This is a genomic window from Arthrobacter sp. TJ-265 (assembly GCF_058269135.1).
In genome coordinates this window covers 163,842-177,888 of record NZ_JBZCND010000001.1, presented here as the reverse complement: position 1 = coordinate 177,888, position 14,047 = coordinate 163,842, and the positions used below count along the sequence as shown (strand labels likewise).

17 protein-coding genes are annotated in these 14,047 nt (G+C 69.1%); 6 read left to right on the top strand and 11 right to left on the bottom strand.

Annotated elements, in window-relative coordinates; translation table 11 throughout:
• Window positions 1-21 precede the first annotated feature (21 nt).
• Window positions 22-468: a PLD nuclease N-terminal domain-containing protein gene (locus AC4D2E_RS00805; RefSeq protein ID WP_490951393.1), complete on the top strand. Its 447-nt coding sequence runs from the start codon at window positions 22-24 to the stop codon at window positions 466-468.
• A gap of 169 nt (window positions 469-637) precedes the next feature.
• Here AC4D2E_RS00805 and ccsB read toward each other — a convergent pair whose 3' ends face one another.
• Genes ccsB through AC4D2E_RS00780 form a run of 5 tightly spaced genes read right to left on the bottom strand, consistent with a single transcriptional unit; the run spans window position 638 to window position 5,589 of the window.
• Window positions 638-1,663, bottom strand: coding sequence for a c-type cytochrome biogenesis protein CcsB (gene ccsB / locus AC4D2E_RS00800; RefSeq protein ID WP_490951392.1), 1,026 nt, complete (start codon window positions 1,661-1,663; stop codon window positions 638-640).
• Complete coding sequence (resB, locus tag AC4D2E_RS00795) at window positions 1,663-3,387, bottom strand: cytochrome c biogenesis protein ResB (protein WP_490951391.1); 1,725 nt, start codon at window positions 3,385-3,387, stop codon at window positions 1,663-1,665. Before resB ends, ccsB begins: the two co-directional genes overlap by 1 nt.
• A 51-nt stretch (window positions 3,388-3,438) precedes the next feature.
• Entirely contained in the window at window positions 3,439-4,230 is a 792-nt protein-coding gene (locus tag AC4D2E_RS00790; RefSeq protein WP_490951390.1) for a cytochrome c biogenesis CcdA family protein, read from the bottom strand.
• 21 nt (window positions 4,231-4,251) lie between these two features.
• Window positions 4,252-4,872 carry a TlpA family protein disulfide reductase gene (locus tag AC4D2E_RS00785; RefSeq protein ID WP_490951389.1) on the bottom strand — a complete coding sequence of 207 codons (621 nt, stop codon included), beginning with the start codon at window positions 4,870-4,872 and terminating at the stop codon, window positions 4,252-4,254.
• Window positions 4,873-4,911: 39 nt separating this feature from the next.
• Window positions 4,912-5,589, bottom strand: coding sequence for a histidine phosphatase family protein (locus AC4D2E_RS00780; RefSeq protein ID WP_490951388.1), 678 nt, complete (start codon window positions 5,587-5,589; stop codon window positions 4,912-4,914).
• Between the two features lie 151 nt (window positions 5,590-5,740).
• Here AC4D2E_RS00780 and AC4D2E_RS00775 point away from each other — a divergent pair, with 151 nt between their 5' ends.
• Both AC4D2E_RS00775 and AC4D2E_RS00770 read left to right on the top strand, forming a co-directional pair.
• Window positions 5,741-6,298: a YceI family protein gene (locus AC4D2E_RS00775; protein WP_104168060.1), complete on the top strand. Its 558-nt coding sequence runs from the start codon at window positions 5,741-5,743 to the stop codon at window positions 6,296-6,298.
• Window positions 6,299-6,496: 198 nt separating this feature from the next.
• On the top strand, window positions 6,497-7,144 hold the full coding sequence (locus tag AC4D2E_RS00770; protein ID WP_490951387.1) for a hypothetical protein: 648 nt from the start codon (window positions 6,497-6,499) through the stop codon (window positions 7,142-7,144).
• 24 nt (window positions 7,145-7,168) lie between these two features.
• On the opposite strand, the gene AC4D2E_RS00765 is transcribed toward AC4D2E_RS00770, so the two are convergent.
• Both AC4D2E_RS00765 and AC4D2E_RS00760 read right to left on the bottom strand, forming a co-directional pair.
• The gene (locus AC4D2E_RS00765) at window positions 7,169-7,855 is read right to left on the bottom strand and encodes a redox-sensing transcriptional repressor Rex (protein WP_258069899.1); all 687 of its coding nucleotides are present in this window, start codon (window positions 7,853-7,855) and stop codon (window positions 7,169-7,171) included.
• Window positions 7,856-8,051: 196 nt separating this feature from the next.
• Complete coding sequence (locus AC4D2E_RS00760; RefSeq protein ID WP_490951386.1) at window positions 8,052-8,315, bottom strand: glutaredoxin family protein; 264 nt, start codon at window positions 8,313-8,315, stop codon at window positions 8,052-8,054.
• A gap of 97 nt (window positions 8,316-8,412) precedes the next feature.
• Between AC4D2E_RS00760 and AC4D2E_RS00755 the strand changes: the two genes are divergently transcribed.
• The gene (locus AC4D2E_RS00755) at window positions 8,413-9,225 is read left to right on the top strand and encodes an HAD family hydrolase (protein WP_490910050.1); all 813 of its coding nucleotides are present in this window, start codon (window positions 8,413-8,415) and stop codon (window positions 9,223-9,225) included.
• 108 nt (window positions 9,226-9,333) lie between these two features.
• Here the strand turns inward: AC4D2E_RS00755 and AC4D2E_RS00750 are convergent, their stop codons facing one another.
• The 4 genes from AC4D2E_RS00750 to AC4D2E_RS00735 form a co-directional block, all read right to left on the bottom strand.
• Window positions 9,334-9,432 (bottom strand): 30S ribosomal protein bS22, encoded by a 99-nt coding sequence (locus AC4D2E_RS00750; protein WP_003792170.1) that lies wholly within the window; start codon window positions 9,430-9,432, stop codon window positions 9,334-9,336.
• A gap of 194 nt (window positions 9,433-9,626) precedes the next feature.
• Window positions 9,627-9,839, bottom strand: coding sequence for a helix-turn-helix domain-containing protein (locus AC4D2E_RS00745; protein WP_104168055.1), 213 nt, complete (start codon window positions 9,837-9,839; stop codon window positions 9,627-9,629).
• A 189-nt stretch (window positions 9,840-10,028) separates the two neighbouring features.
• Entirely contained in the window at window positions 10,029-10,574 is a 546-nt protein-coding gene (locus AC4D2E_RS00740) for an ArsR/SmtB family transcription factor (protein WP_104168054.1), read from the bottom strand.
• A 59-nt stretch (window positions 10,575-10,633) separates the two neighbouring features.
• Window positions 10,634-11,836 carry an acetoin utilization protein AcuC gene (locus AC4D2E_RS00735; protein WP_258069898.1) on the bottom strand — a complete coding sequence of 401 codons (1,203 nt, stop codon included), beginning with the start codon at window positions 11,834-11,836 and terminating at the stop codon, window positions 10,634-10,636.
• Window positions 11,837-11,972: 136 nt separating this feature from the next.
• Between AC4D2E_RS00735 and AC4D2E_RS00730 the strand changes: the two genes are divergently transcribed.
• A complete protein-coding gene (locus AC4D2E_RS00730; RefSeq protein WP_104168053.1) occupies window positions 11,973-13,385 on the top strand; it encodes a TrkH family potassium uptake protein in 1,413 nt (470 codons plus the stop codon).
• On the top strand, window positions 13,378-14,046 hold the full coding sequence (locus AC4D2E_RS00725) for a potassium channel family protein (protein ID WP_043441864.1): 669 nt from the start codon (window positions 13,378-13,380) through the stop codon (window positions 14,044-14,046). Before AC4D2E_RS00730 ends, AC4D2E_RS00725 begins: the two co-directional genes overlap by 8 nt.
• Window position 14,047 lies beyond the last annotated feature (1 nt).

Below are 14,047 nucleotides of genomic sequence, written 5' to 3'. Positions count from 1 at the left end.
TTACTCGCCTACAATTGGCGCATGCCCCGCCTCCTGCTGTTCGCCGCGATCCTCGGAGTCGCCGTCATCATCTACGCGCTCATCGACTGCGTCCTGAGCCGAAAACACGAAGTGCGGAGCATCTCGAAGACCGCGTGGTTCATCACCATCCTGCTCCTGCCGCTCATCGGAGCGGGCATGTGGTTCCTGTTCGGCCGTCCGCGCAGCGAACGGCCCCCGGGCCCGCGCCGCCCGGCACCCCGCCAGCCGACGGCCCCCGACGACGATCCCGCCTTCCTGCAGAACCTCGAGACCCAGCGATGGCAGCAGGCCCGCGAGCAGGAGCGGCGACGCCGCGAGCAGGAGGAGAAGGAGCGCGAGGCGAAGGCCCGCGACGCCGGGAAGAACAAGCCGGCACAGGACGACAAGCACGACGGCAACGGCAACGACGACGCCGGACCGGGCACCACGGGAGCACACCGGCCCTGACCCGCAGTGCCGTGCACTCGCGATGATCGGGCACGGCCGTCCGCCGGCCCTGCCCACCGGTGGCACGGAGTGCCAGGGTACGGACCGGCGTCCGGACACACGAGAGCCCCGCAGCAGGAGCTGCGGGGCTCTCGTGTGTCCGGGCCCCGAGGCCCCGGAGCAGCGGCCGTCAGACCCCCGAGTAGCTGTGGAGGCCCGAGAAGTAGATGTTGACGATCGTGAAGTTGAAGACGATGCAGAGGTAGCCGACGATCGAGAGCCACGCGGCGCGCGTCCCCGTCCAGCCGCGCGTCGCACGGGCGTGCAGGTAGCCGGCGTACACGGTCCAGATCACGAAGGTCCAGACCTCCTTGGTGTCCCAGCCCCAGTACCTGCCCCAGGCCTGCTCGGCCCAGATGGCACCGGCCATGAGGGTGAAGGTCCAGCCCACGAACGCGATGGCGTTGAGGCGGTAGGCGAGGTTCTCGAGGCTCAGCGCGGACGGTACCAGGCGCAGGAACCGGGCCGAGTCCGCCTTGCCCGCGAGCAGCTTGGCCTCACGGGAGGACTGGAGGAGCTGCAGCACCGACATCGCGAAGGTGATGGTGAACAGCGCGGAGGAGGCCACCGCGATGGAGACATGCACGATCAGCCAGTAGCTCTGCAGCGCCGGGATCAGCCGGGCCACGGGCGTGGGGAAACCGACGGTGGCCGCGCACAGCATGACGACGACGAGGCCGACCACGAAGGACCCGACGAAGCGGAGGTCCTTGCGGGTGAGCGTGACCAGGAAGATGGCTGCGACCAGGAACGCACCCGTGGTGCAGAACTCGTACATGTTGCCCCACGGCACGCGGTTCGCGGCGACGCCGCGGGTGATGACGGCGGCACCGTGGATGACCGCGGCGAGCACGGTCAGCGCAACGGCGATGCGCGCCGCGCCCCGCCGCGGTCCGGAGCCGTAGTCCATCGAGTCGTCGGCGGTGGCGGGACCGGTCGGCGCAGCGGTCGACGTCGAACCCCCGCGCGCACCGATGCCGGCGAGGGCGGGCGTGGCCTTCTCCCGGGCGAGCCGGGTCTCGAGCGAGCCGATGGTCGTGCTCGATCGCACGAGGTCGAGCACGAAGAAGATCAGGGCCGCCACGTAGGCGATGGAGGCCAGCAGCATGAAGAGCTCACTGACCTGCCCGAGCTCTGCGTTGACTGGTTGTGGCATCAGTTGTCCTTTGAGTTGTGGTGCGACTGCCCCGTGCCCGCTGCCGACGACGCGGCCTCCGGCACCTTATTTTCCCCTGCGCCGCTGTCCGGCACCAACCAGCGGTCCATGAGCAGCTTCTCGACGGCCTGGCCCTCGGCGGGCAGACGGTGGTCCTCGCCGCGTGCGAGCAGGCCGTACTCGACCATGAGGCGGCCGTCGGGGTGCTCCGCCGTGCGGACCCAGAGCCTGCGGCGTCCGATGAACAGCGACGCCGTCAGGCCGAGCAGCGCGAGGGTCGAGAAGACGAGCGCGCCGACCTCCCCCGGGTCGTGGTGGATGTCGAGGGCCACGTACCGCTTCAGCCCGTCGAACGTGACCGAGCCCTTGCCCTCGGGCAGGTCGTAGCTCTGGCCCACGCCGAGCACGATCCCGCCGTCGTCGCTGGTGCGGCTGTTCAGCTCCGTCAGGTTCTCGGTGTCCAGGACGTACACGTTCTCGGGGGTGCCGTCGTCGAGCCCCAGGTCACCGTAGTAGGAGTTGAGGTTGAGCTGGGGGTTGAAGGGGTCGGGGTCCCGCGAGAAGGACACCCCCTGCTCGTCGACGAACGCCGTGGGGAGGAAGAATCCCACGAACCCGAGCTGGTCCGGCTTGGCGTCCGGGGCCTTGATGACGATGAGCGACGTGTAGAGGCCGTCCGACGGGACCGAGACGACCGGCCCCTGCGAGGCGATGTTGCCCTCGCCGTCGCGGACCGTCACCACCGGCGCGTAGCCGTTGCCGACGAGGTACACGTTCGTCCCGCCGATCGTGATCGGCGCATTGACCTTGAGGACCTGGGACTCCTCGGCCGCGCCCGGACCGTCCTGCGTGGTCACCTCGGCGGTGAAGTCCAGCGGCTGACCGTAGTGGCTCTCCTGGTCGCGGTCGAAGCGGACGTCGAAGGAGTCCAGCCGGAGGGAGTACGGCTCGAGCCGGTCGTCGGAGAAGTTGGAGCCCGGGTTGAAGGAGTCGTAGCCGATCAGGGTGTTGACGAAGCTGTCACCCTCGACGACGACCTTCTGGCCGTTGTAGCCGAACAGCCCTCCGACGGCGACCGAGACCAGGACCCCGATGAGGGAGGTGTGGAACACGAGGTTGCCGAGTTCCTTGGCGAGTCCGCGTTCGGCACCGACCGAGGGATGGTCGGTGTCGGCGTCCCGCACATCCACGCGGTAGCCGCGCTTCCGGAGGACGGCCGCGGCCTGCTCGGCGGCGGCGGTCGGGGTGAGCCCCGACCGGTGCGCCTGGTCCGCCGGCACGTCGAACGTGCCGTGGACGGGCAGGCGCGAGAGCCGCTTCGGTGTGCGCGGCGGCGTGGAGCGCACCGCCCTGAAGTGGGCGATAGCGCGCGGGATCACACAGCCGATGAGCGAGACGAAGAGCAGGAGGTAGATGGCGGAGAACCAGACCGACGAGTAGACGTCGAAGAGCTGGAACCAGTCGAGGACGGGCCCCGTGTCCGGGTTGTCCTCGATGTACTGCGTGACGACGGCAGGGTTGGCGGGGCGCTGCGGGAACAGCGACCCGGGAACCGCGGCGACGGCGAGCAGCAGGAGCAGGAACAGCGCGGTGCGCATGCTCGTGAGCTGCGTCCAGGCCCACCGGAGGGTTCCGAGGAACCCGAGGGAGGGCAGGACGACGTCGGACCGGGCCGTCGAGGCTCCCGGCCTGTCCCTCGTGTCCTGTGTGACGTCCTGCTTCACTGTGGGCCTTCCATCAAGTCGATTCGATTCCGTGCCGTGCGCGCCCGCCGATCAGATCGGGAGGACGACGTTGCCGATCAGGAGATCCTGCAGCTGGGTGATCCAGAGGTTCCAGACGCCCGTGACCATGAGGACGCCCACGAGCACGAGGAGCCCTCCCCCGGAACGCTGCAGCAGGAGCCGGTGCTTCCGGAAGAACGCGAGCGCGCCCATACCGCGCCGCACGCCGAGTGCGATCAGCAGGAACGGCAGCCCGAGCCCGAGGCAATAGACGAACGTGAGGACGGCACCCTTCAGGGCCGTGGCGTCGTTGCCGGAGATGGCGAGCAGCTGCACCGCGCCCAGGGTGGGCCCGATGCACGGAGCCCAGCCGAGCCCGAAGGTCACCCCGAGCAGAGGTGCACCGAGGAGCCCGGCCGGGACCCTCGCATGGAGGCGGCTCTCCCGCTGGAACCAGGAGAGACCGCCCATGAAGATGATGCCCAGGAGGATCACGACGACGCCGAGGCCCTGGAGGAGCCACCCCTGCGAGACCCGCAGGAAGGCCCCCAGCTGGCCGAAGAGTGTCCCGTACGCCATGAAGACCACCGAGAACCCGACGACGAACAGGCCGATCCCCGCGAGCATGCGGCCCTTCTTCTGCTGCTCGAGGTCGACGCCGGTCAGGCCCGTCACGTACCCGAGATAGCCGGGAACCAGGGGCAGGACGCAGGGAGAGACGAAGGAGACGAGACCCGCCAGGAGGGCGACCGGCAGCGCCAGGAGCATGGAGCCGTTCAGGACGGCGTCGGCGAAGGCGTTGCCGACGGCGAGGGGCATCGACGCGGCCGGCGGCCCCATCATCGGCATGCCCGGCGCGGCGCGCTATTCGGCGAGGGCATCGGAGATCAGGGCCTTGAGCGTGCTGCGGTCCGCGAGTCCGAGGATCCGCGCCGAGACGCGCCCCTCGCGGTCCAGCACGATCGTGGTGGGAACCGCCTGCGGCGGGACGTACTGCGTCATGTCCAGCAGGACGCCGCCGTCCTTGTCGTCGAAGCTCTGGTACGGGATGCCGAAGCTGCGTTCGAAGGCTTCTGCCGTGGCCTGCTCGTCGCGGATGTTCACGCCGTAGAAAGCGGCCCCCTGCGGCGCGTAGTCGTCGTGCAGCGAGACGAGATCGGGGGCTTCCTCGCGGCAGGGTGCACACGAGGCGTACCAGAAGTTGAGCACGGTGACCTGGCCCACCCAGTCGGAACTCGCAACGGAGGTGCCGTCGAACAGGGTGCCGGAGACCTCGACGGGCTCTCCCCGGTCGCTCGCCGCGTATTCGGTGACCGAGCCGTCTCCCGCGATGTAGTTCTTGCCGTCTCCCGCGGCGGCCTGCTGCGCCAGGGGGTCATCCGCCGCGCAGGACGTCATCGCGAGCGAGACCGGCACGGCGAACGCCAGCGCCAGGCGTAGCGTGAGCAGGCGACGGCGCGGTGCGGGACGGGCAGGTGTGGTCACGGCTTCTTCCGTTGATTTCTACGACGTGTAGTAATCCTATTATGCGCCGGGGACATTCGCCGCCTCGGGCAGCAGGTCGGCACACGGCTCGGCATAGCGCACGCGCCGGATGGTCTCGCCGTCGAAGTCGAGGGAGGTGACGGACGTGAGCGTGCACTCGCGCTGGCGCGGGTCGTGCCAGAGCCGGCGGTGTTCGGCGGCGAGCCTCGTCACCCAGATCGGGAGCTGGTGGCTGACCAGGATGACCTCCGCGGGGCGGCCCCGACCTTCGTCGGCGCTGAGCTCGAGGGCCAGACGCCGTGCGTCATGGACTCCGGCCATCATGCGTTCGACCTGCCGACGGTAGGGCTCGCCCCAGGAGGGGCGGAGGGGGTTGACGAGGAGGGGCCAGTTGCGGGGCTGCCGGAGCCTGCTCTTGATCCCCGACATCCCTTCGAAGCGGTTCTCCGCCTCGATGATGCGCTCGTCGGTGGAGACGGGAAGCCCGAGGGTCTCCGCCAGCGGCCGGGCGGTCTCCTGCGCACGGTCCAGCGGCGAGGCCACGAGATGCACGATATCGGCACCTTCGTCGCGCCGCTCCTGGAAGTGCCGGGCCATCTGGACGGCCATCTGACGGCCCAGATCCGAAAGGTGGAACTCGGGGAGCCGCCCGTAGAGGACTCCCTCGGGGTTGTGGACCTCACCGTGGCGCACCAGGTGGACGGTTGATCGCTGCATCCTTCCAGTTTCGCGCATGCTGCGTGCGACGGCCAATCGGCATCCGGGCAAGGGTTGGTTGAACATTTTACCGATCTGTGGAATAAAACATGCATATGCATGCTTCTAATCCCTGTAAGCATCCGCACGCCACCTTTCTCAGGAGCTCTTCATGACTGTCCCCTCAGGCCTCACCTCCGGCACCTGGTCCTTCGACCCCTCCCACAGCGAGGTGGGCTTCAGCGTCCGCCACGCCGGCATCAGCAAGGTCCGCGGCTCGTTCCAGGACGTCGACGCCGCGCTTACCGTCGGCTCGTCCCTCGAGGACTCGAGCATCTCGGCGACCATCAGGACCGCCTCCTTCACCTCCGGTGACGAGAACCGCGACGGCCACGTCAAGGGCGCCGACTTCTTCGACGTCGAGCAGTTCCCCGAGATGACCTTCGTGTCCACCTCCCACGAGGGCTCCGGCGAGACGTACAGGATCAACGGTGACCTGACCATCCGCGGCATCACCAAGTCCGTGGTCCTCGACGCCGAGTTCAACGGCGTGGCCGTGGACCCCTTCGGCGCCACCCGCGCCGGGGTCTCCGCCTCCACGAGCATCTCGCGCAAGGACTTCGGCCTCACCTGGAACGCCGCACTCGAAGCCGGCGGTGTCCTCGTGGGCGACAAGGTGACCATCACCATCGAAGCCGCTTTCGTGGCTCCCGCGGTCGCCACGGTCTGATCCGCCACCCGGGGCCACCGCCCGCCCGCAGGCCCCGACGGCCGGCGTCGTCCTCCCGATGACGCCGGCCGTCGGCGTTTCGTCCCGCCCCCACCGGGAGCCGACGATCTAGGCTGACGGTGACCACATCCACGAGGGGCGCGTCCATGGGGGCACCACCGGGCGGATGACCACCACTGATCAGCGAAGGACGCGATGATGAGCACACCACAGGACAACCCGAACGGGCAGGACAACGGGCCCGCCTGGAATCCTCCGGGATCGGGCAGCAGCGGCCAGAACCCCTATCCCCCGCAGGGCCAGCCGTCGTACGGCGGGCAGGACGACGGGAACCGGGCTGCCCAGCCCCCGGGGTACGCCTACCCGACGTCGGCCGCACCGGGTCCCGCCGAGAAGGGGCCGGCCCCCAAGGAGGTCCACCGGGCCTACTACCTCATCCTCGCCGCGGGCATCGTCTACCTGCTGTCCTCCGTCGTCTCCCTGCTGACGACCGATGTGCCGGACATGGCCGGAGCCGCGGTCGGGGTGGGCGTCGGACTCGTCGTCTCGGTGATCATCGCGGCCCTGTACGTGGTCCTGGCCGTCTTCATCCGCAGGGGCCGGAACTGGGCGCGCATCACCGCGACGGTCCTCGCCGCACTCAACGTGGTGGGCACACTCGGCATCCTCTTCCTGACGCCCGTACTCACCGCCGCCGCGGAATCGGCCGGACAGCCCGTGGCCGAAACGTCCGCGATCTCGACGGTGTCCAGCGTGCTGGTCATGCTGCTGGGCGTGGCCGGCGTCGTCCTGACCTACCTCAAGCCCGCGCGGCCGTACTTCGCACCGCAGAAGCTCGGGTACTGAACGCGCAGTCGCGCGTAACCCTGCCTACTGGGCGCGGGAGATCGGACCGAGGTCCGGCTCCTGCGCCCTTTGCGCGTGGTAGGCCAGGATCTGCAGCTCCGTGGACAGGTCCACCTTGCGCAGCTGGACATGCGGTGGCACCTGCAGCACCACGGGCGCGAAGCTGAGGATGCTGGAGATCCCGGCCGCGACGAGGCGGTCACACAGTTCCTGGGCGACCCCCGCAGGAACCGCGAGCACCGCCATGTTGGTGCGGGTGCGTTCCAGCACCGCCTCGAGGTCGTCGACGGCGCTGACCCGGAGGTAGCCCACCTCGGAGCCGACGACCAGCTGGTCGGCATCGAAGAGCGCCACGATCTCGAAGCCCCGCGAGCCGAACCCCGAATAGCCGGCGAGGGCTCGTCCGAGGTTGCCCACGCCGAGGATGGCGACGCGCCAGTCGAGCGTCAGCCCGAGGGCCACCGAGATCTGCCGGTTGAGGAACTGCACGTCGTACCCGACGCCCCGGGTGCCGTAGGACCCGAGGTAGGAGAGGTCCTTGCGGAGCTTGGGGGAATTCACTCCGGCGGCATCCGCGAGCTCCTCGGAGGACACCCGTTCGATGCCCTCGGCGAGCAGGGAATTCAGCGCCCGCAGGTAGATGGTGAGACGGGCGACCGACGCCGGAGGGATATGGCGCGCCGCATCGTCCACGGGGTGAAGGCCTGGCATGTCCGGCGGTGTCACTGTCATCGGCTCCGTTGCTAGCACCGCCGCGCCCGGTGCGGGAGCCGCGGTTCCGGGGTCCCTCGGCGTCGGGGGCGGAAGTACCACCACTGTATGCCGACGGCGCGGGGCCTCCAAGCCGGACGGCGGGCGGCCGTCAGCGCGGCTGCAGGGCTGGGCCGGCCGTCGCCCGTCGGGGCTGTCAGGTGCCGGCCAGCAGCCGCCTCAGCCTCGACTCGTCGATCGACCAGAAGTCCCGCTGCACCCCGTCGATGAACAGGACGGGCAGCTCCTCCGCGAACCGGGCGCCGAGCGCGGGAACCTCGGCCGCGTTCACCTCGCGCCAGCCCAGACCCAGGTCGGCGGTCACCCGCCGCACGACGGCGCGGGCGTCCTCGCAGAGATGACACCCGGGGCGGGTGAGGAGTACGACGCCGGCACCGGGCGCCTCCGCGGGGGATTCCATCCCTCCACGGTACTGCGCCCGTGCGGCGCGGGCGGCGGGAAGCAGCACCGGCGGGAGATCACGCCGGGGGGAGGAGTCGAAGAACTAGACTCGGAGCATGCCGGACGCCGCCCGGGTCACGCACCCCACCCTCCAGCCTCCGGCGACCGTCGCGGGCGAAGCAGCCTTCTTCGACGTGGACAACACGCTGATGCGCGGCGCGAGCCTCTTCCACGTGGCCCGCAAGATGTACCAGCGCAAGGCCTTCACGCTGCGCTTCGCCGCAGGGCTGGCCTGGAAGCAGCTCCGCTTCATCATGCGTGGCGAGACGATGACGGATGTGAACTCGGTGCGGGACGCCGCCCTCGCGTTCGCCATCGGGATCGCCCACGAGGACATCCTGGCCCTGGGCGAGGAGGTCTACGACGAGATGATCGCGTCGAAGATCTGGCCCGGCGCGCGTGCCCTCGCCGAGCAGCACCTGAGCTCGCACCGGCAGGTCTGGCTGGTGACCGGCACCCCGGTGGAGGTGGCCGGCGTGATCGCCAGCCGCCTCGGCCTCACCGGAGCGCTCGGCACCGTGGGGGAGGTGGCCGACGGCCTGTACACCGGCAAGCTGGTCGGCGACTTCCTGCACGGGCCGGCCAAGGCCGCAGCCGTGCTGGGACTGGCCCGGCGGGAGAACCTGGACCTCTCGCGCTGCTGGGGCTACAGCGACTCCTACAACGACATCCCCCTGCTGACCGCCGTCGGGCACCCGGTGGCCATCAACCCGGACAGCCGGCTCCGCCGCCATGCCCGTGCGAACAACTGGCCCGTCTACGATTTCCGCAGCGGGCGACGGGCGGCGACCCTGGGCCTCCGCGCGGCCACCGTCATCGGATCCGTCTACGGACTGTGGCGCGGGTACTCACGGTTCAGGAGTTCCTGACCCGCGGATCCGCCCGGGAAGCCCGCCGGACGACAACGGCCCGGGTTCCACGCATGGAGCGGGAATCCGGGCCGGTCAGCACACTCCGGCTCGCGGCCGGGCGCCTGCCTACTTCTTGTTGCGGCGCTGGTGACGGGTCTTGCGAAGCAGCTTGCGGTGCTTCTTCTTTGCCATACGCTTGCGGCGCTTCTTGATTACTGAACCCATAGAGTCCTCACAAACTGTTGTGTTGCCAGGGCGGACTGCGGCGAGGTGCCACGGGGGAAGCCCTGGTGATGACGAAAGGCGCGTGCCTGGTGGCAGTTGCCCGTTTGATGCAATAAGTCGAGCGGGCTCGGAACCCGCCCAAAACGCTCCTTAACAGGGTACATCCGTTTGAGGAGCCCACGGACGACGGGCGATCAGGCGCTCTCGGACTGTCCGTCGACCTGCGCCCGGTGGAGGAACCCCTCGACCGCGGACTCGGGGACACGGTAGGAACGGCCGAACTGCACAGCCGGCAGCTCTCCTGCATGGACGAGCCTGTACACGGTCATCTTCGATACGCGCATGAGCTCGGCCACTTCCGCGACCGTCAGGAACCGCACGTCCGAGAAGTGATTCCCGTCGGCCATCTCACCACTATTCCTTTGCATGGAGGCTTGCACGTCACCCTGGGACCGGCATCGCGGAAGCGATCCGGGGGCAACCGTTCGGCGTGTCGCCCTGTAGCCAGAGGACAATCCGCCCAAGGATCCACTCTAGTGGCAGATGTGACGCAAGTGAAAGATGGTCGACAGTGAAAGATGGTCGACGAAGAGGCCCTACGACGACGGATCGCGCCGACGGCGCAGTTGGGACAGGAGGTCCGCGGCGCGCTCCGCCGCCCGGCCCATGGTCCGGCCCATCGGGGGACGCGGTGCATCAGGCCCGCCGGACACAGGAGGTGCTGCCAGGACCGCTGCGGCCAGCGCCGTCGTGCCTGCGGTGACCGATGCCTCGGCGGTCTCCGGTTCGAGCGCCGCGACGACGTCCTCCACCGTCGTCACCTCGGAGGAGTGACCGTCCTGAAGGAGGTCTCCGGAGGCCGCGACGGACACCGGATCGGCGGCCGGCTCGAATCCGGCGAGCCAGTCGCGCACGCGGCCGAGCGGTGCGGTGTCGAGCGAGTAGTAGCGCTTCTGCCCCTGCGCGCGCATGCTCACCAGACCCGCCTCCCGCAGCACCTTCAGGTGCTTCGACACCGTGGGCTGGCTGACCTGCAGCTCGATCACGAGCTCCCCCACCGCCTTGTCGCCGTCCCGCAGATTCTCGAGGATCTGCCGGCGTGTTCCTTCGGCGATGACGGCGAATACATCATCGATTCCCATTCGCCTACCCTAACGACATATACGCCGCGCGGCATCATGACGCGATCGGCGGGTCCCGGTCAGTCGAACCAGGGGTCCAGCCCGTGCAGCGGGAAGAGGGCCTTCCGGGTCGCCATCACCGTCCGGTCGAGGTCGTCGTTCGGGTCGTAGCCGATCTCCCACGACCGCCACCAGATGTCCGCTCCGTCGCCCATCAGGCGCGGCGCCTCGACGCCGTGCCGCTCGAGCACGTACTCCCGCCAGGCAGCCGGGACGGGGGTGGCCGGGCCCATCGGCGCGCCGGCAGCCACCGCCACGAGCAACGACCAGGACCGCGGCACCACGCTCGCGAGGGCGTAGCCGCCTCCGCCGGTCGCGATCCACCGCCCCTCGCACAGGCGGTCCGCCAGTTCCCGCACGCCCACCATCAGGGCATGCTGGGCGTCGACACTGACGCGCAGGTTCGTGAGGGGGTCCTCGCGATGGGAGTCACAGCCGTGCTGGCTCACGATGACCCCGGGCGCGAAGGCCGCGGCGAGTTGCGGCACGACGGCGTGGAAGGCCCGCAGCACCGCCGCGTCCCCGGCGACGGTGGGCAGGGCCACGTTCACGGCATACCCCTCCGCGCCGGGCCCCCCGGTCTCGCTGGCGAAGCCCGTGCCCGGAAAGAGGCTCATGCCCGTCTCGTGCAGGGAGATCGTCATGACGCGCGGATCGTCCCAGAAGATGCTCTGCGTCCCGTCGCCGTGGTGTGCATCGACGTCGATGTAGAGGACGCGCGGGACGCCGCGGTCGAGCAGCCGCTGGATGGAGGCCGCGGCGTCGTTGTAGATGCAGAAGCCGCTGGCCCGGGACCGCGCCGCGTGGTGCATGCCGCCGCCGAAATTCACCGCCCGGACGGCGGAGCCCCGGATGATCGCCTCGGCCGCGTCGAGGGACCCGCCGGCAAGCCGGGCACTGGCCTCGTGCATCCCGGCGAAGGCGGGGGTGTCCTCCGTGCCGAGGCCCCTGGCCTCGTCCGAGGTGTCAGGGTTGCTGCTGATCCGACGGACCGCCCCGATGTAGTCCGGGCTGTGGACCGCTGCCAGGTCGTCGTCCGAGGCCACGGGGGGAGCGGCGACCGTCACGCCGTCGAGCTCCAACAGCCCGCAGTCACGCGCGAGCCGCGCCGTCAGGTGCAGCCGCTCCGGGTTCATGGGGTGCTGCCCGCCGAAGTCGTAGGCCAGCATCGACTCGTCCCAGGCGACCTGGAGGGGCACCGCCGACCTTGAGTGCGTAGACATTCCTGAAAGGCTACGCGATGCGGGATAGTCCGACGACGCACACCGGTGAGATGCTTTACTACTGCAAGGGACAATTCAGGCATGGTTGTGCGCCGGTGCGGCGGAAGGACCAGCGGACAGGGCAGAGCGGACGTCAATGTTAGGTCAACAGCCACGATGGCTGACGGACGATCGCCGCGGGTACATCAGGCTGCTGGCCTCGATCCGCGACTTCGCCGACTCCTTCGCGAACAGTTCGCCCGCGCGCCTGGCCCTCTTCATCTTCACCGCCGTGATCCTGGTGTTCACCGCGCTGCTGAGCCTGCCGATGGCCGCCAGCAGCGGTACCGTGACGCCCCTGCACGACGCCTTCTTCACGGCGGTGTCCGCCGTGTGCGTCACGGGCCTCACCGTGGTGTCCACCGCCACCCACTGGTCCTTCTTCGGCCAGCTCGTGATCCTGCTGGGCATCTTCATCGGAGGCCTCGGCACACTGACACTGGCCTCGTTGCTCGCGCTGATCGTGAGCAAGCGGCTCGGGGTGCGCGGCAAGCTGCTGGCCCAGGAGGCCCTCAACAACGCGAGCCGCCTCGGCGAGATCGGCACACTCCTGCGGATCGTCATCACGACGTCGGTGCTGATCGAGATCGTGCTCGCCGTCGTCCTGATCCCCCGGTTCATGCTGCTCGGCGAGCCCTGGTGGCAGGCCCTCTGGCACGGCATCTTCTACTCCATCTCGGCCTTCAACAACGCCGGCTTCACCCCGCACAGCGACGGCCTGGTCCCGTACGAGACGGACCTCTGGATCCTGACCCCGCTCATGGTCGGCGTGTTCCTCGGGAGCCTCGGGTTCCCGGTGATCATGGTCCTCGTGCAGGTGCGCCACCGCTTCAACAAGTGGACGCTGCACGCCAAGCTCACGATGTCCGTGTCGCTGATCCTGCTCGTGGCCGGGACGTTCGCCTGGGGCTTCCTGGAATGGGAGAACTCCGACACCATCGGCACGCTGAGCGTCACGGACCGGGTGATCCATGCCCTCTTCGCCTCGGTCATGACCCGCTCCGGCGGTTTCAACCTCGTGGACCAGAACGACATGACGACCACGACGATGCTCCTGACGGACGCCCTCATGTTCGCCGGAGGAGGTTCAGCGTCCACGGCCGGCGGTATCAAGGTGACCACCATCGCGGTCATGTTCCTCGCCATCGTGGCCGAGGCCCGCGGCGACTCGGACGTCCGTGCGTGGGGCCGGACCATCCCCTCCGGCGTGATGCGGGTCGCGATCTCCGTGATCTTCATGGGCGCCACCCTCGTCCTGATCGGTAGCGGCCTGCTCCTCCGCATGACGGACGAGCCGCTCGACAAGGTGGTCTTCGAGGTCATCTCCGCCTTCGCGACCTGCGGCCTCAGCACCAACCTGAGCGCCGAACTGCCGCCCGAAGGAAAATACGTCCTGTCCGCCCTGATGTTCGCCGGGCGCATGGGCACCATCACCCTCGCCTCCGCCCTCGCGCTGAGGCAACGCAGCACGCTGTACCGCTACCCCGACGAGAGGCCGATCATTGGCTGAAAGACCCGCCCACAACGCACCTGTCCTCGTGATCGGCCTCGGCCGGTTCGGCGCGGCGACCGCGGAACAGCTCGTCCGGCAGGGACGGGAGGTGTTGGCCATCGAACGGGACCCCCAGCTCGTGCAGAAGTTCTCGGGCATCCTCACGCACGTGGTCGAGGCCGACGCGACGAACCTCGACGCCCTCCGACAGCTCGGTGCCCAGGAGTTCTCGGCCGCCGTGGTGGGGGTGGGAACCTCGATCGAATCGAGCGTGCTGATCACCGCGAACCTCGTGGACCTCGGCATCGACCACCTGTGGGTCAAGGCCATCACGCCCTCGCACGGCAAGATCCTCAAGCGCATCGGCGCAAACCACGTGATCTACCCGGAGGCGGACGCCGGCCAGCGCGCCGCGCACCTCGTCGGCGGCCGCATGCTCGACTTCATCGAGTTCGACGACGGCTTCGCGATCGTGAAGATGTACCCGCCGAAGGAGACCCAGGGCTTCACGCTCGCGGAGTCGTCGGTGCGATCGAAGTACGGCGTCACCGTGGTCGGCGTGAAGTCGCCGGGCGAGGACTTCACCTACGCGCGCCCCGACACCAAGGTGTCCAGCCGCGACATGCTGATCGTGTCCGGTCACGTGGACCTGCTGGAGCGTTTTGCCGGCCGGCCCTAGC